We start from the raw sequence: 18,729 nt of genomic DNA on the forward strand, positions 1-18,729 counted from the left end.
TGTGATTTTCACGTCGGGGTCGACGGGTCGTCCCAAGGGTGTGGCGGTGAGTCACGGGGCGATCGTGAATCGTCTGGTGTGGATGCAGTCGGAGTATCGCCTCGGTGCGGATGATGCGGTGTTGCAGAAGACTCCGGCGACCTTCGATGTGTCGGTATGGGAGTTCTTCTGGCCGTTGCAGGTGGGTGCGCGGCTGGTGGTGGCGCGTCCGGACGGCCACCGCGACCCGGTCTACCTCGCGCGCGTTATGGACGACGAGGCGATCACGACCGCGCACTTCGTGCCCTCGATGCTGTCGGTCTTCGTCGACGCGGCGGCCGATGCCGCCGCGATGGTTCCCGCGCGCCTGCGTCGCGTGTTCACCTCGGGTGAGGCGTTGCCCGCGGATACGGCCGCGCGCTGGCGTGAGCTCGGTGGTGCGCCGCTGCACAATTTGTACGGTCCGACCGAGGCCGCGGTCGACGTCACCTTCCACGAGGTGACCGATGCCGACACCGTGACCGTGCCGATCGGCCGTCCTGTCGCCAATACCCGTGTCTACGTGCTGGATTCGGCTCTGCGTCCCGTCCCTGCCGGTGTCACCGGCGAGCTGTACCTTGCCGGAGCACAATTGGCCGAGGGATATGTCGCCCGGCCCGACCTGACCGCGGACCGCTTCGTGGCCGATCCGTTCCGCGCCGGTGAACGCATGTATCGCACCGGCGATATCGCACGCTGGCAGGCCACGGGCGAACTGGAATACATGGGCCGCGCCGATTTCCAGGTGAAGGTGCGCGGCCTGCGCATCGAACTCGGTGAGATCGAGGCCGCCCTGCGCGAATCCGAGGGCGTCGCCCAGGCCGTGGCCGTGGTGCGCGACGACCGCGACACCGGCGATCGGATCGTCGCCTACGTGGTCGCCGCGTCCGGCCGTGACCTGGATGCCGAGCGGGTGCGCGCCGACTGTGCCCGGCGGCTGCCCGAATACATGGTCCCCGCGGTGCTCATGACCATGGACGCCCTGCCCCTCAACGCGTCGGGCAAACTGGACCGGAAAGCCCTGCCGGAGCCGGCTTTCCGGGCGCGCGCCTACCGCGCTCCCGGCACGCGGGCCGAACTCGCCGTCGCCGCCGTCTACGCGGAGCTGCTGGGTCTGGACCGGGTCGGACTGGACGACGACTTCTTCGCCCTCGGCGGCAATTCGCTGACCGCCACCCGTGTGGCCGCCCGGCTGGGCGCTGAACTCGACGCCGAACTACCGATACGCCTGATCTTCGATGCGCCGGCCGTCGGCGCCTTGGCCGCCCGCGCCGCGGAATTCGCGGGCCGCGGCGCCGCCGTGCCGCTGATCGCGCGCCCGCGCCCGGACCTGGTGCCGCTCTCGCCGGCGCAGCAGCGGATGTGGTTCCTCAACCGGTTCGACCCCGGGCAGAGCGTGCACAACATCCCCGTCGCGCTGCGCCTCACCGGTGCGCTGGATACGGCGGCGCTGGAATCCGCACTCGCCGATATCGTCGCGCGCCACGAGACGCTGCGCACGGTGTACCCGGATATCGGCGGCATCGGCTACCAGCAGATTCGGCCCGCCGACCACGTACCGGTGTTGTCGCGGCTGCACGACGACGACATCGCCGCGGTCATCGGCGCATTCGTCGCCGAACCCTTCGATGTGACCACCGAGGTTCCGCTGCGCGTGGCCCTGTTGCCGGTGCGATCGGAAAGCGCTGCGCCCGAACATATTCTGGTTCTCGTCGTTCACCACATCGCCGCGGACGGCTTCTCGATGGGACCGCTCGCGCGCGATATCGCCACGGCCTACGCGGCCCGCAGTGCCGGGACCGCGCCGCAGTGGCACGAGCTGGCGATCCAGTACGCCGACTACGCGCTGTGGCAGCGCGACGTACTCGGCGCGGAATCCGATCCCGAGTCCTCGGCCGCGCGCCAACTGGAGTTCTGGCGCGACCGGTTGCGCGGACTTCCGGCCCGGCTGGACCTGCCCACCGACCGGCCACGCCCGGCGGTGGCCGATCACGCGGCGGCCACGATCACCGTCGACTTCGACGCGCGGCTGCGCGCCGGCCTGGACGACCTGGCCGGACGCTACGAGAGCACGCCCTTCATGGTGGTGCACGCCGCGCTCGCGGTACTGCTCGCCCGGATGTCGGGTACGGCCGACATCGCCATCGGCGCACCGGTCGCCGGACGTGGTGCGGCGGTGCTCGACGATCTGGTCGGCATGTTCGTCAACACCCTCGTGCTGCGCTCCGATATTCAGGCGGCGCAGCCGTTCTCGGCCGTGCTGCGGCAGGTGCGCGAGAGTGATCTCGCCGCCTTCGCCCACGCCGACATCCCCTTCGAGCGGCTGGTGGAGGTGCTCGACCCGCCTCGATCGCAAGCCCACCACCCGCTGTTCCAGGTGGCCTTGTTCTTCCAGAACCTGAATCCGGTGACGGTCGAACTGGGTGAGCTGACCGTCGGCGAGGTGCGCCTCGACACCGCGGTGAATCCGTTCGACCTGCAGGTCACCGTCACCGATCGCGAGATCGGGTTCACCTATGCGACAGCACTTTTCGACGCGGCGACGGTCGAGGGGCTGGCCGCGCGGTTCCTGCGGGTGCTCGAGTCGGTCATCGACGAGCCGCAGCGCGTCGTCGGCGATATCGACCTGTTCGCCGCCGGTGAGCGCGAGCGCGTCCTCACCGAGTGGAACGATTCGGCGCATATCGGTTTCGGCGCGGAACTGCTGCTCGACGAATTCGAAGCCCAGGCCGCGACCGCGCCGCAACTGCCCGCGGTGCGCTACATCCCGGACGACGGGTCGGCGCCGACCGTCCTCACCTACGGCGAGCTGGACAGCCGCAGCAACCGGCTCGCCCGCCACCTCATCGCCGCCGGGGCGGGCCCGGAATCGCTGGTCGCCCTGTCGATTCGGCGTTCGCCGGCGTTGGTGGTGGCGATGTACGCCGTGCTCAAGGCCGGCGGGGCCTACGTTCCCATCGATCCCGACCATCCGGCCCAGCGCATCGCCCACATCCTGGAGACGGCCCGGCCCGCGGTCCTGCTCACCACCGCCGGTGCCGAGGTGGACTTCGACGGCCCGACCGTCGCGGTCGACTCCGTCGCCCTCGACGCCTACCGCGACGACCCGATCGCGGTGAACGAACGTCACAGCCCGATGTACGCGAACCATCCGGCCTACGTGATCTTCACCTCCGGTTCGACCGGAAAGCCCAAGGGCGTCACCGTCACTCACGCGGCGATCGTCAATCAGATGACGTGGATGCAGGCCGAATACCGGCTCACCGCCGCCGATGTGTACCTGCAGAAGACCGCGACCACCTTCGACGTCTCGCTGTGGGGCTACTTCCTGCCGTTGCGGATCGGCGCCACCCTGGTGCTGGCAGCTCCGGACGGCCACCGCGATCCGGGCTACCTCGCCGAGACCATCGCCGAATACGGCGTCACCGTCACCGATTTCGTGCCCTCGATGCTCAGTGTCTTCGCCGCGCAGGTCGGCTCGGCGCAGGTGCGGTCGCTGCGACAGGTGTTCGTGATCGGTGAGGCGCTGCCCGCCGAGACGGTGCGGGCGTTCGGCGCGATCAGCTCGGCGCGGCTGCACAACCTGTACGGGCCCACCGAGGCGGCAGTCTCGATCACCTACCGGGATGTCACCGGGGTGACCGACCGCCCGGCCCTGCCGATCGGCCGGCCCGAATGGAACAGCCGCGTCTACGTGCTGGATTCGCGGCTGCGGCCGACCCCGCCGGGTGTCGCGGGGGAGTTGTATCTGGCCGGCGCCCAACTGGCGCGCGGTTACTACGGCCGCGCCGACCTCACCGCCGACCGGTTCGTCGCCGATCCGTTCGCGGTGTCGAACGGCGCCGGCGAACCCGGCTCCCGGATGTATCGCACCGGTGATCTGGTGCGCTGGGACGTCGGCGGCGGCGCACCGGAACTGATCTACCTCGGCCGCACCGACTTCCAGGTGAAGTTCCGCGGTCAGCGCATCGAACTCGGCGAGATCGAGGCGGTGCTCGCGGCGGTGCCCGGTGTCGCCGCGGCGGCCGTGCGAACCGTGACGGCTCCGGGTGGCGATCACCTCATCGGTTTCGTCACCCCGGCCGGCGACGGCTCTGTCGCACCCGGCCTCGGCGAGCGGGCGCGCGACGCCGCCGTCGCGCAACTGCCCGGGTACATGGTCCCGTCGGCCGTGGTCGTCCTGGACGCGTTCCCGCTCAATGCTTCCGGCAAGCTCGATCGCACTGCGCTGCCCGATGCCGGTGATCCGCGGGTCGCGGCGGTCTTCGGCGGTGGCGAGTACCGGGAGCCGAGCACACCGGCTCAACGACTGGTCGCCGAAACCTTCGCACAGGTACTCGGCATCGAACGGGTCGGCGCCGACGACGACTTCTTCGCCCTCGGCGGTAATTCGCTGGTCGCCACGCGGGTACTGGCCCGGCTCGGCGAGCGCCACGGCCGTCGCGTTCCGGTGCGCCTGCTGTTCGAACACCCGACCGTCGCCGGTCTGGCCGCCGCCATGAGCGACATCGACGGCAGTGCAACGGATCTGCCCGGGCCCGTCGCCGCCGAACGGCCCGAGGTCGTTCCGCTGGCGCCGGTGCAGCAGGGCATGTGGTTCCTCAACCGCCTGGCTCCGGATTCGGCGGCCGACAATATCGCGGTCGCGGTGCGCATCCTCGGCGATCTGGACGAGGCGACCATGTACGGCGCCTTCACCGATGTGGTCGCCCGCCACGAGGCGCTGCGCACCTACTATCCGCTCGATGCCGAGGGCGAGGGCTGCCAGGCAGTGCTGCCTCCGGAACAGGCGCATATCGAGTTCGAGAGCCGAACGGGCGCCGCGGCGCAGCCGATCGCCGACTTCGCCGGACGCGGTTTCGACGTCACCGCCGCACCGCCGGTACGGGCCCTGCTCATCCGCGAATCCGACACCAGCCACGTCTTCGTCGTGGTCGTCCACCACATCGCCGCGGACGGCTATTCGCTGAATCCGCTGCTGCGGGATCTGATCGCCGCCTATCTGGCCCGTCGGACGCGGACCGCGCCGAACTGGCCCGCGCTGCCCGTGCAGTATGCGGATTACGCACTGTGGCAACGACAGTCGCTGGCTGCCGCCGAGGCCGAACATCTGGACTTCTGGACCCGGACGCTGGCGGATCTGCCCGGCGAACTCGCCCTGCCCGCCGACCGGCCGCGCCCCGCCGTGGCCTCGCGCCGGGGTGCGGTCGTGCGCGGTCGTATCGACGGCGCCGTCGCCGGTGCGGTCCACCGCCTCGCCAAGGCGCACGGCGCGACCCCGTTCATGGTCTGGCACGCCGCCCTGACCGTGCTGCTGGGCCGGCTGTCCGGCGGTGACGACATCGCGATCGGTACCCCCGTCGCCGGACGCGGCGCCAGTGCACTCGACGAGCTGATCGGCATGTTCGTCAACACCCTGACGCTGCGGACGAGACCTCGGATCGGCGACAGTTTCGATGCGGTGCTCGCGCACACCCGCGCCGTCGACCTGGCCGCATTCGCTCATGCGGCACTGCCTTTCGATCGCGTGGTCGACGCCCTGGGCGTAGCACGCACCGCGGATCGCAACCCACTGTTCACGGTGTCGCTGAGCTATCTCAACCTCGGCTCGCACACCCACGCCGTGCCGGGGCTGATCCTCGAACCGGTCGAATTCGACAATCCCGTGGCCAAATTCGACCTGCAGTTCACCGTGTCGGACGAACTGGACGCCGAGGGGCACTTGCCGCTCGAACTCACCTATGCCACCGACCTGTACGACCCGGCCACCGCGGCGGGACTGTTGCGGCGGCTGGGCCGGGTGATCGGTGCCGCCGTCGCCGAGCCGCGGCGCGCCGTCGGCGATATCGACCTGCTGTCCCCGGCCGAACACGCGGCCCTGCTCGACGCTCGGCCCACGCCGTTCGTCGCCGCCCGCACACTCGCGGATTTCCTGGCGGAGGCGGCGCGCCGCAATCCCACCGGTATCGCGCTGTGTGGCGACGGCCGGGATGTGACCTACGCGGAACTGGATGCCGAATCGAGCCGATTGGCGCGGGTCCTGATCGAATCCGGCGTCGGCGCGGAGGATTTCGTCGCGATCGCGATCACCCGCTCGGTGCGGTGGGTGGTGGCCTGGTGGGCGGTGGCGAAGGCGGGTGCCGCCTTCCTGCCCGTCGATCCGGACTATCCGGCGGAGCGGATCGCCCATATGCTCGCCGATTCCGGTGCGGCCGTGGGTATCACCACCGTCGCGGACGCCGTCGCGCTCCCGGCGACGCTGCGCGCGCTCACCGTCGACGCGCCGGAATTCGCTGCGCGCCTGCGGAATACTTCTCCCGAGCCGATCGAGGCGCACGAACTGCTGCGCCCGGTCCGGTTGCAGAATCCGGCATGGATGATCTACACCTCCGGCACGACCGGTAAGCCGAAGGGCGTCGTGGTGACCCACGGCGGTATCGGGGCCATCGTGGCCGCGCATCGCCGGCACTATCGGGTCGATTCGGGCGCGCGGGTGCTGCACGCCTCCTCCCCGAGCTTCGACGCGTCGATGCTGGAACTGCTGATGGCCTTCGCGGGCTCGGCGACCGCCGTCATCGCACCGGTCGGCGTGTACGGCGGCGACGAGCTGACGGAACTGCTGGCAGCGCAGCGTGTTTCGCACGCCTTCATCACACCCGCCGTGCTGCGGACCCTCGACCCCGCCGCGCTGCCCCGGCTGCGACGGCTGACGGTCGGTGGTGAGGCCTACGGTCCGGACCTGATGGCTCACTGGGCCGCGGGCCGCGAATTCCACAACACCTACGGCCCGACCGAGACGACCGTGTTCGCCACCGTGAGCGCGGTGAAGCGTCCGGGCGACCCGCTGGACATGGGCGCCCCGATCGCCGGAATGTCGGCGGTGGTACTCGACGGGCGGCTGCGCCCGGTGCCACTCGGCGTCACCGGTGAGTTGTATCTGCGCGGCCCCGGGCTCGCGCGCGGTTATCACGCGCGGGCGGCGCTGACGGCCGAGCGCTTCGTCGCCGATCCGTACGGTGCGCCGGGCGAGCGGCTCTACCGCACCGGCGATCTGGTGCGCTGGGTGGCGCGCGGCGAGGACTACGTCGTCGAATACGTGGGCCGCTCCGACCATCAGGTGAAGGTGCGCGGCCTGCGCATCGAACTCGGCGAGATCGACGCGGTGCTCGCGGCGCACGAGTCGGTCGGATTCGCCGCCACCCTCGGCCATCTCGATGCGGCGGGGGAGACCTCGCTGGTCGCCTATGTGGTCGCCGCAGCCGGGCACGTGGTCGACGTGGACGAACTGGTGGCCCACGCCTCCCGCAGCCTCACCGCGTACATGGTCCCGGCCGCGATCATGGTCATCGACGAGATTCCGCTGACGCCGACCGGAAAACTGGATCGGAAGGCGTTGCCGGAGCCGGTTTTCCGGGTAGCCGAATTCCGCGCCCCGCGCACGGCCGCCGAATCCACGGTCGCCGACATCGTGGCCGGGGTGCTCGGCCTCGGCGAAGCCCGCCGCATCGGCCTCGACGACGACTTCTTCGCACTCGGTGGCAACTCGCTCACCGCAACCCGGTTGGCCGCGCGGCTCGGATCGGCATTCGACACGACGGTGCCGGTGCGCGCCGTCTTCGAACATCCCACCGTGGCCGCCCTGGCGGCCGTCGCCGCGGCGCCGGAGGGCGCGCCGGCCCGGGTGGCGCTCACCCCGCGCGCCGTCGACGGGCCGGTGCCGCTGTCGCTCGCGCAGCAGCGCATGTGGCTGCTCAACCGGATGGACGAGCACTCCGCCGCCTACACGATCCCGCTCGCGATGCGGTTGAGCGGTGCACTCGACGTGCCCGCGCTGAATGCCGCGTTCGCCGATGTGGTGGCCCGGCACGAGGTGCTGCGCACGGTGTATCCGCAGACCGACGCGGGACCGGTGCAGGTGATCCTCCCGGTCGCCGACGCCCCGGCACCGCATTTGGCGCCCGTGCCGCTGCGCGGCGCCGACATGCTCGATGCCGTATCGCACTTCGTCACCGAGCCGTTCGATGTGACGGCCGCGGTGCCGCTGCGGGCCCGGCTGTTCGTCGTCACCGACGCACCCGGCAGCGAGTACGTCCTGGTCGTGGCCATGCATCACATCGCCGCCGACGGGTCCTCGCTGGTACCGCTGGCCCGGGACGTGATGACCGCCTACGCCGCCCGCCGCGGCGGGACAGCGCCGGACTGGACGCCGCTGCCGGTCCAGTACGCCGACTTCGCGCTCTGGCAGCGCGAGGTGCTCGGCTCCGAGGAGGATCCGGAATCGCCGGCCGCCCGGCAGATCGGGTACTGGACCCGCACGCTGGCGGGGCTGCCGGACCAGCTGGCGCTGCCCACTGACCGGCCGCGTCCGGCGACGGTCTCCACCGCCGGCGGCACCGTCGATTTCACCGTGGACGCCTCGACCTACTCCCGGCTGGCCGAGATCGGGCGCACCCACGGCGCGACGCTGTTCATGGTGATGCACGCCGCCTTCGCGACCCTGCTGTCGCGGCTGTCGGCCTCGACGGATATCGCGATCGGTACTCCCATCGCCGGCCGCGGTGACAGGGCCCTCGACGAACTGGTCGGCATGTTCGTCAACACCCTGGTGCTGCGCACCGAGGTCGATCCGGGCGCCGGCTTCGCCGAACTGCTCACGGGCGTGCGCGACGGCGACCTGGCCGCCTTCTCCCACGCCGACATTCCTTTCGAGCGGCTGGTGGAGGTGCTGAACCCGGTCCGGTCGACCGCCCGGCATCCGCTGTTCCAGGTCGGATTCTCCTTCCACAACCAGGCCGCCGCCGAATTCGCGCTGGACGGCCTGACGGTGAGCGCGGCGGATTTCGATACCGCGGTCTCGCAGTTCGACCTGCATCTGGTGATCACCGACCGCTACGACGCATCCGGTGCGCCGCTCGGCATGGCCGCCTCCCTCACCTACGCCACCGCTCTCTTCGATGCCCCCACCGTGGCCGGCTTCGGCGAGCGGCTGCTGCGGCTGCTGGAAGCGGTGTGTGCCGATCCGGCTCGGGCGCTCGGCTCGGTGGATCTGCTCGCGTCGCAGGAGCGAGCGCGGATTCTGCAGACCTGGAACGATACCGCCGAAACATATTGCGCGACAACGCTTCCCGCGCTGTGGAACGCGACGGTGGAAGCCGCCGGTTCCGCACCCGCGCTGATCGTCGATCGCGACGGCGCCGGTGAACCGGTGAGCTATGCCGAATTGTCGGCGCAGGTCAACCGTCTCGCCCGGCATCTCATCGCACTGGGCGTCGGCTCGGAGACCCGCGTGGCGCTGGCCGTGCGCCGTTCCCGGGAACTGATCGTCGCCATGTACGCGGTCGGCGTCGCCGGTGGCGCGTACGTGCCGGTCGATCCGGACCAGCCGGCCGAACGCGTCGACTACATCCTCTCGACCGCGGCTCCGCTGTGTGTGCTGACCACCTCGGATATCGCACCGACGCTGCCGGACGGGCAGTTCCGCGTGGTGGACATCGACGAGGTGCCGGAGCTGTCCGCCGCCCCGGTGACCGATCGGGACCGCCGTGCCCCGCTGCTGCCGCAGCATCCGGCCTATGTCATCTTCACCTCCGGATCGACGGGCCGGCCCAAGGGCGTCACCGTCGCGCACGAGGCGATCGTCAACCAATTGCGCTGGAAGACGGCGGCATTCGAATTGGGTGCCGACGACGCGGTGTTGTTGAAGACCGCCGCCACCTTCGACCTGTCGGTGTGGGAGTTCTGGTCCGCCGCCGTCTGTGGTGGCCGGCTCGTGGTCGCCGCCCCGGACGGCCATCGCGATCCCGCCTACCTCGACGAGCTGATGCGGCGTGAGCGGGTGACCACGCTGCATGTCGTCCCGTCGATGCTCGACGCGCTGCTCACCGCCTCCGGCGGACGCCTGCCGGCCTCGCTGCGCCGCATCCTCGCCATCGGCGAGGCCCTGCCCGCGACTACCGCTCAGCGCGTGCGCCGCGCCGGTTCCGCCCGCCTGTACAACCTCTACGGCCCGACCGAGGCCGCGGTCTCGATCACCGCCCACGCGGTCGACGACACCGACACGGTGACCGTTCCGATCGGTCGTCCGGAGGCCAACAGCAGGGTGTACGTGCTGGATTCGCGGCTGCTGCCGGTGCCGGTGGGCGTGCCCGGTGAGCTGTATCTGGCCGGTGCGCAGCTGGCGCGCGGCTACGACGGACGCGCCGATCTGACCGCGGAACGGTTCGTGGCCGACCCGTTCGAATCCGGAGCCCGCATGTATCGCACCGGCGACGTGGTGGCCTGGAACGCGGCCGGCGAACTCGAATATCGGGGCCGCACCGATTTCCAGGTGAAGGTGCGAGGCTTCCGCATCGAACTCGGGGAAATCGAGGCAGCGCTGCTCGCGCTGCCGGCGCTCGCGCAGGCCGCCGTGCTGGCCGTATCGGATCCGCGCACCGCCGATCGACTGGTCGCGTATCTCGTCCCGTCCGCCGGTGATGTCGATATCGCCGAGGTGAAAGCGGCTCTGGCCCGGACACTTCCGTCCTACATGGTGCCCGAGGCGTTCGTCGTCCTCGAGGCGCTGCCGCTGACGGTGAACGGCAAACTGGACCGGGCCGCGCTGCCCCGCCCCGTCTTCGAGGCGACCGCCTACCGCGCTCCCGCCGGCCCGGTGGAACAGACGATCGCCGATATCTACGCCGACGTGCTGGGGGCGCCCCGGGTCGGCGCCGACGACGACTTCTTCGCCCTCGGCGGCAACTCGCTGCTGGCCACCCAGGTATCCGCCCGCCTCGGCGCGGCCCTGGACGCCCGGATTCCGGTGCGGCTGCTGTTCGAGGCCTCGACGGTGGCCGCGCTCGCGGTGCGCGTGGACGGCCACATCGGCTCCGGTGGTCGCACGGCGCTGACCGCCGGACCGCGGCCCGAGGCGCTGCCGCTGTCGCTGGCACAGCAGCGGATGTGGTTCCTCAACCAGTTCGAACCCGAATCCGCGGCCTACAACGTGCCCGCCGCCGTGCGGCTGCGCGGTGAGCTGCGGGTCGACGCGTTGCAGCAGGCGGTGCTCGACGTCCTGTCCCGGCACGAGGTGTTGCGCACCGTGTATCCGCAGACGGCCCACGGTGTCGTGCAGCACATCCTGCCCGCCGCGCAGGCGGGCGCGGACCTCACCCCGCGGCCGGTCGGCGCCGACGAGGTCGCGGCGTGCATCGCCGAACTGGCCTCGGCCGGCTTCGACGTGAGCACCGAGGTACCGATTCGCATTGCGCTGCTGCGCCTTTCGGCAGACGAACACGTGCTGGTGTTCGTGGTGCATCACATCGCCGCCGACGGCTGGTCCATGCGGCCACTGACCCGCGATGTCATGCTCGCCTACGCCGCGCGCAGCGCCGGCCAGGCTCCGCACTGGACGCCGCTACCGGTGCAGTACGCGGATTACGCGCTGTGGCAGCGGCAGGTGCTGGGCTCGGAAGACGATGCGCGGAGCCTGATCTCGACGCAGGCGCGCTACTGGCGCGAGGCCCTGGCCGGTCTGCCGGACGAGGTGAATCTGCCCGCCGATCGCCCGCGTCCGGCGGTGCAGTCCGCACGCGGCGGACGGGTGGTGTTCCCCATCTCGGAGCAGCTGCGCGCGGATCTGGCCGAGTTGGGGCGCGCCCACAATGCGACGTTGTTCATGGTGGTCCATGCCGCGTGGGCGCTGTTCGTGGCACGCATGGCCGGCACCGACGACGTCGCGGTCGGCACCCCGATCGCGGGCCGCGGCGAGGCCGAACTCGACGATGTGGTCGGCATGTTCGTCAACACCCTCGTGCTGCGCACCCGGGTTCCGGGCGAGGCGACCTTCACCGAATTGCTCCGCAGCGCACGCGATACCGATGTGCAGGCGTTCGGACACGCCGATCTGCCCTTCGAGCGACTGGTCGAGCTGGTGAATCCGGAGCGCTCCACGGCCCGCCATCCACTGTTCCAGGTGATGCTGACCTTCCAGAACCTGCCGCAGCGCGATTTCGAACTGCCCGGCCTGCGGGTCGAGGCCGTCGACTTCGATTTCGACGCCGAACAATTCGATCTGTCGCTGACCGTGCAGGAGACCGGAGAGGGACTGCTCGCCGACCTGTCGTACGCGCGTGATCTGTTCGACCACACCACGGTCGAATCGTTCGCCCGGCGCTTCACCGGACTGCTCACGGCCGTGGCCGCCACCCCGGAGCGGGCCGTCGGCAGCCTGCCGCTGCTGTCGGCGCCCGAATACGAGCAGTTCACCCGGATGGACGGCGGCCCGGTGCTCGCGGACGGCCTGCTGCCGGAGATCTTCACTCGCGGCTTGCGGCACGGCGCCGACCGGATCGCGGTGCGCATCGACGGTCGATCGGTGACCTACGGGGAGCTGGATCGGCAGTCCTCGCAGCTGGCCCGGATGCTGATCGACGCGGGCGTCGGGCCGGAGCGCGCGGTCGCGATCGCGCTGCCGCGCTCCTACGAGATGATCGCCGCGGTCTGGGCGGTCGCGAAGGCGGGCGGCGCGTACGTGCCGGTCGATCCGAGCTACCCGCCGGATCGAGTCCGGCATATGGTGGTCGACTCGGCTGCCGTAATCGGCATCACCACACGGGAATTCGCTGCCGACCTGCCCGCGGCCACCACCTGGCTGGCGCTGGACGACGAGACCACCGCCGCGGCCTGCGCGGCCCGTTCCCACGATCCGATCACCGATGCCGATCGCATCCGTCCGCTGCGCCCGGACAACGCCGCCTACACCATCTACACCTCGGGTTCGACCGGCCTGCCCAAGGGCGTCACGGTCACGCACCGACGGGTCGCCAATCTCGCCGCCCATGCCACCCGCCTGTGCCGGGTGGAGCCGCGGCACCGTTTCCTGCACGTCTGCTCGCCGAGTTTCGATCAGTCGCTGGAGGAGTGGCTGCTGACCTTCGGCAGCGGAGCCACCCTGGTCATCGCGCCGCCGTCGGTGCTGGGCGGACAGGAACTCGCCGAACTGCTGCGCGCCGAGCGGGTCACCCACACCATGATCACCCCGGCCATGCTGGCCACCGTCGATCCGTCCGGACTGCCGGACCTCGAGGTCGTCGTCGCCGGCGGCGACGCGACCACGCCGGAACTGCTGGCCAAATGGCAGCCCGGCCGCCGCTTCGTCAACAGCTACGGGCCGACCGAGGCCACCATCTCCTCGGCCTACGCGGTCCTGGTCGCGGGCGTGCCGATCACCATCGGAACCCCGGTGCCGGGCACGACGACGCTGGTACTCGACGCGCGGATGCAGCCGGTGCCGCCCGGCGTCGCGGGTGAGCTGTACGTGGTGGGCGACGCCCTGGCCCGCGGGTACTACGCCCGGGCGGGGCTGAGCGCCGAACGTTTCGTCGCCTGCCCGTGGGGCACGCCGGGAACCCGGATGTATCGCACCGGCGACCTGGTCCGCTGGATCGTCGGCGGCGAGGGCGAGTGGGAGCTGGAATATCTGGGCCGCACCGATTTCCAGGTCAAGGTGCGCGGCTTCCGCATCGAACTCGGCGAGATCGACGCGGTCCTCACCGGCCACGACGATATCGATTTCGCGGTCACCCTGGGTCGCGAGACTCCGGCCGGCGCCACCGCGCTGGTGTCGTACGTGCTTGCGGTGCAGGGATGTTCGGTCGATCCGCAGCAGCTGACCGCCTATGCCGCGCGCAGTCTGCCGTCGCATATGGTGCCGGCCGCGATCGTCGTCCTCGACCGCGTGCCGCTCACCCCGGTGGGCAAATTGGATCGGAAGGCGTTGCCGGAACCACAGTTCCGGGTGCGGCCCTACCGCGAACCGGCCACACCGCAACAGCGACTGGTCGCCGCGGTCCTGGCCGAGGCGCTCGGGGTGCCACGGGTCGGCGCCGACGACGACTTCTTCGAACTCGGCGGCAACTCGCTCATCGCCACCCAGGTGGTCGCGCGCCTGGGCGCCCGGACCGCGACCCGGATCCCCGTGCGCACGGTGTTCGAGGCGCCGACGGTGCGTGCCCTGGCCGAACGGCTGGCCGCCCATGCCGGGACGACGAGGGTCGAGCTCGCCGCACGGCCACGGCCGCAACGGATCCCGTTGTCACCGGCACAACAGCGGATGTGGTTGCTCAATCGCATGGACCCGACCTCCGCGGCCTACAACGTGCCGTTCGCGGTGCGCCTGACCGGTGCGGTGGACGCCGCCGCACTGGAGCTCGCCTTCGCCGATGTGGTCGAACGGCACGAGGTGTTGCGGACCGTCTATCCGCAGGGTGACGACGGACCGTTCCAGCAGATCCTGGCCGGCGCCGACGCCGAGTTCACGGTCGGTTCGGTGATCGCCGCCGAGGTGGAAGCCGAAGTCGCGCAGATGCTTTCGCGCCCGTTCGATGTCACCTCCGACATTCCGGTGCGAGCCGCGCTGCTGCGGGTGACGGATACGTCCGAGCACATCGTCGTGCTGTCGATGCACCACATCTGCGCCGACGGCGCCTCGGCCGCGCCGCTGGTCCGGGATCTGCTGACCGCCTATACCGCGCGCACGGCCGGTGCGGCGCCGCAGTGGTCCCCGCTACCGGTGCAGTACGCCGACTACGCAGTGTGGCAGCGGGAGCTGCTCGGCGCGGAGGACGATCCGCGATCCCTGGTCGCGGGTCAGCTCGCGCATTGGCGGACCGCCCTCGCGGACCTGCCCGAACAGCTGGCGCTGCCGGCGGATCGACCGCGCCCGAAGGTGCAGTCGCTGCGCGGCCGGGCGCTGACGTTCGAGATCGGCGCCGAGCGGCATGCGGCCCTGCACCGGCTGGCCCGCACCCGCCACGCCTCGCTGTTCATGGTGGTCCGCGCCGCGCTGTCGGTCCTGCTGGCCCGGCTCGCCGCCACCGACGACGTCGCGGTCGGCGCGCCGATCGCGGGCCGGGGTGAGGCGGAACTCGACGACCTGGTCGGCATGTTCGTCAACACGCTGGTGCTGCGCGCCCGGGTCGCGCCGCAGGCGTCGTTCGCCGAGCTGCTCGACCAGGTTCGCGAGACGGATCTGGCGGCCTTCGCCAACAGTGATGTGCCGTTCGAACGGCTGGTGGAACTGCTCGATCCGGTCCGGTCGACGGCGCGGCATCCGCTGTTCCAGGTGGGCCTGTCGTTCCAGAACCTGAAACGGGCCGAGGTGCGGTTGCCCGGCGTGACGGTGAGCGAACTCGATGTCGACACGCGCACATCGCAATTCGATCTGCACTGGTATCTGACGGACACCTACGACGAGCAGGGCGCCCCCGCGGGCATCTCGGCCGCCGTCACCTACGCCACCGACCTGTTCGACGCGGCCACGGTGCAGCGGTTCGTGCAGCGGTTCCTGCGGGTGATCGACCGGGTCGCCGCCGACGCCGAGGTGGCGATCGGCGATATCGACCTGCTGGACGACGCCGAACGCACCCGCATGCTGGTCGACTACAACGACACTTCCCGGGATCTACCGCCGGTCTTCGGCAGCGACCATCCGCACACGCTGACCGCCCGGTTCGCGGCCGCGGTGGCTGTGCATCCCGAGGCGGTGGCGCTCGCCGAGGATCGCGCGGGAACCGGTGTTGCACAACGGGTTCTGACCTATGCGGAATTCGATGCGCGGAGCAACCGGCTGGCCCGGTATCTGATCGGCCGGGGGATCGGCCCGGAGCAGCGGGTGGCGGTGGCACTGCCGCGCTCGGTCGAACTGCTGGTCGCCGTCTACGCGGTGATCAAGGCCGGCGCCGCCTATGTGCCGATCGACCCGGATCAGCCGGACGAGCGGATTCGTCACATCCTCGACACCGCGGCGCCGGAATGCGTGCTGGGACTGCATAATTCGACGATCGACGGCGCGATCGCGCTGGATAGGCTGAACCTCGCGGACTACAATGACGCCGCGGTGACCGATGCGGACCGGGTGTGTCCGTTGCGGCCGGACGGCATCGCCTACGTGATCTTCACCTCCGGGTCGACCGGGCGCCCGAAGGGCGTGGCGGTCAGCCACCGGGCGATCGTGAACCGGTTGGTGTGGATGCAGTCGGAATACCGGCTCCAGACCGACGACGTGGTGCTGCAGAAGACGCCCGTCACCTTCGACGTGTCGGTGTGGGAGTTGTTCTGGCCGTTGCAGATCGGTGCCCGGCTGGTGCTGGCCGCACCCCAGGGGCATCGCGATCCGGAATATCTGGCCCGCCTGGTGGCGGCCGAATCGGTCACCACGGCACACTTCGTGCCGTCGATGCTCGCGGCGTTCGTCGCGGGATCGGGGGCCGGTGCGGGTACCTCGCTGCGGCGGGTCTTCGCCTCCGGCGAGGCGCTGCCGCCGGCGGTCGCGCAGCGGTTGCGGACCCTGACCGGCGCCCGGTTGCACAACCTCTACGGGCCCACCGAGGCCGCGGTGGACGTGACCTACCACGAGGTCACCGATGCCGATACCGCCACGGTGCCGATCGGCCGCCCGGTCTTCAATACCCGTGTCTACGTGCTGGATTCACGATTGCGCCCGGTGCCGGCGGGGGTCACCGGCGAGCTGTACCTGGCCGGGATCCAGCTGGCGCGCGGATATCTCGCACGCCCCGATCTGACCGCGGACCGGTTCGTGGCCGACCCCTTCCTGGGCGGGTCAGGGGGCATGGGCGCAGCGGGCGGGCAACGCATGTACCGCACGGGCGATCTGGTGGTGTGGAATGCCGACGGCGAGTTGGAGTACCGCGGCCGCTCGGACTTCCAGGTGAAGTTGCGCGGGCTGCGGATCGAGCCCGGGGAGATCGAGGCGGCGCTGGTCGCACAGCCCGAGGTCGCCCAGGCCGTCGCACTGGTCCGCGGCGACGACGGCATGGACCAGCAGTTGGTGGCCTATGTGGTCGCCGAGGCCGGGCACACCGTCGACACCGATCGGTTGCGTGCCGGACTCGCGCGGCATCTGCCCGCGTACATGGTTCCGGCGGTCGTGGTCGTGCTCGACGAACTTCCGGTGAGCGCGTCCGGCAAACTCGAACGCCGTGCCCTCCCGGCGCCGCCGCGCGCGGTGCGCGAATTCCGCGCTCCGCGGACCGCGGCCGAGACGCTGGTCTGTGAGACCTTCGCGCAGGTGCTGGGTGTGCAGCGATTCGGCCTGGAGGACAACTTCTTCGAACTCGGCGGCACGTCGCTCTCGGCGACCACACTCGCGGCGCGGTTGACTGCCGCACTCGGGCAACAGGTTCCGGTGCTGACGCTGTTCACCGCGCCGACGCCTGCCGCCGTGCTGGCCGAACTGGACCGGGCCGCAGGCGATATCGATCCCGCTGCCGCCTTCGACGTGCTGCTTCCGTTGCGGCGCAGCGGTATCGGCGAGCCGCTGTTCTGTGTGCATCCCGTCGGTGGTGTCGCCTGGTCGTTCGCCGGCTTGGCCGCCTCGGTGGAGCGGCCGCTCTACGGTCTGCAATCGCCGGCGCTGAGCGGGGAGGACCTGCCCGGCACCGTCGAGCAGTGGGCGCGGCGCTATGTCGAGGCGATCCGCTCGGTGCAGCCGGACGGTCCGTATCACCTGCTGGGCTGGTCGCTCGGCGGCGTGCTCGCCCATGCCGTCGCGGTGCAGTTGCAGGACGAGGGTGAGCGGGTCGAACTGCTGGCCGTGATGGACAGCCGGCTCGGCGAGCCCGATGCCGACGAGTTCGAGCCGGTGGCGCTGCCGGAACTGCTGGGCGGGTTGCTGGGCGAGCGGATCGAGGACTTCGGCGACGCCCTGCCGGAGGATCGAGGCGCGCTCCTCGACATGCTGCCCGAACCGTTCGCGTCGCTGGGCCGGGATCGGATCACCGCCGTCCTCGAGGCGGCGCTGGAATCGGTCGATCTGGCCGCCGCCTATCGGCCTCGGATCTATCGAGGCGATCTGACGTACTTCGTCGCCGCCCGCGACGCCTCGAGCGAGCCGGGCGCCGACGGGTGGATATCGGCGGTCAGCGGCGCGGTGCGGCGCCACCGCCTGCCCACCACCCACTGGCGCATGACGTCCGCGGAACCGTTGCGACGCATCGGCGCGGTGCTGAGCGAACACCTGAACAACGGCGAAACAGACTGATCCGCATCGCTTTTCGCCTCATCAGCCCGGAACCGATCAAGTTCCGTGCGGCCCTCGGGCGCCGGTCCGGCGTTCGCGGTTCGCGACCGTGAAAGGAAGAAGGAAGAAAGTATGACAGGCACCGACTACACCGCGATCCTCACCCAGATCCTGAGCTTCCTCAGCTCCGGTTCCAGCCTCGCCTACACCCCGAAGTAAATCGCCCCGGAAAGGATTATCGACTGATGGATACCGGAAGCTCCGGCCTCGGCAGCATCTTCACCGCCCTCGCGAACCTGCTCTCCACCGGATCGGCGGTGTCGGTGACACCGGGCGCTTGATCGCGGTGCGGGCCCGGACATCGCGGGCCCGCACCATCACCCGGTGCGGTGGTGGAGTCACCGCGCCGGACACAGTTCCGCACGAAAGGTAATCGAATGAGCAACCCATTCGACGATGACGACGCCGAGTTCTACGTCCTGACCAACGATGAAGGCGAGCACTCGTTGTGGCCGGTGTTCGCGGCCGTGCCGAGCGGATGGACGATCGCTCACGGCCCTTGTCTGCGTCAGCTCTGCCTCGACTATGTCGAATCGCATTGGACCGATATGCGCCCGAAGTCGCTGATCGAGGCCATGCGCCTACAAGCCAACTGAATGCGTCGCGCCGCGGCGTGCCATCCGAACCTCCCC

General features: G+C 70.4%; 2 protein-coding genes. Both read left to right on the forward strand.

The genetic code is table 11. The features are described 5' to 3' along the window. A partial coding sequence (locus tag A5789_RS20545) for a non-ribosomal peptide synthase/polyketide synthase (protein ID WP_156773023.1) occupies positions 1-18,058 on the forward strand: 18,058 nt, incomplete at its 5' end. 416 nt (positions 18,059-18,474) lie between these two features. Beyond that, positions 18,475-18,693, forward strand: coding sequence for an MbtH family protein (locus A5789_RS20550; protein WP_030517136.1), 219 nt, complete (start codon positions 18,475-18,477; stop codon positions 18,691-18,693). The last annotated feature ends 36 nt before the right edge of the window (positions 18,694-18,729 follow it).

This window comes from Nocardia sp. 852002-51101_SCH5132738 (genome assembly GCF_001665695.1).
GTDB lineage: Bacteria > Actinomycetota > Actinomycetes > Mycobacteriales > Mycobacteriaceae > Nocardia > Nocardia nova.

Excerpts from the sequence above, each read along its gene's own strand:
- A5789_RS20550 (WP_030517136.1), top strand. The coding sequence starts at position 18,475 with ATGAGCAACCCATTCGACGATGACGACGCCGAGTTCTACGTCCTGACC.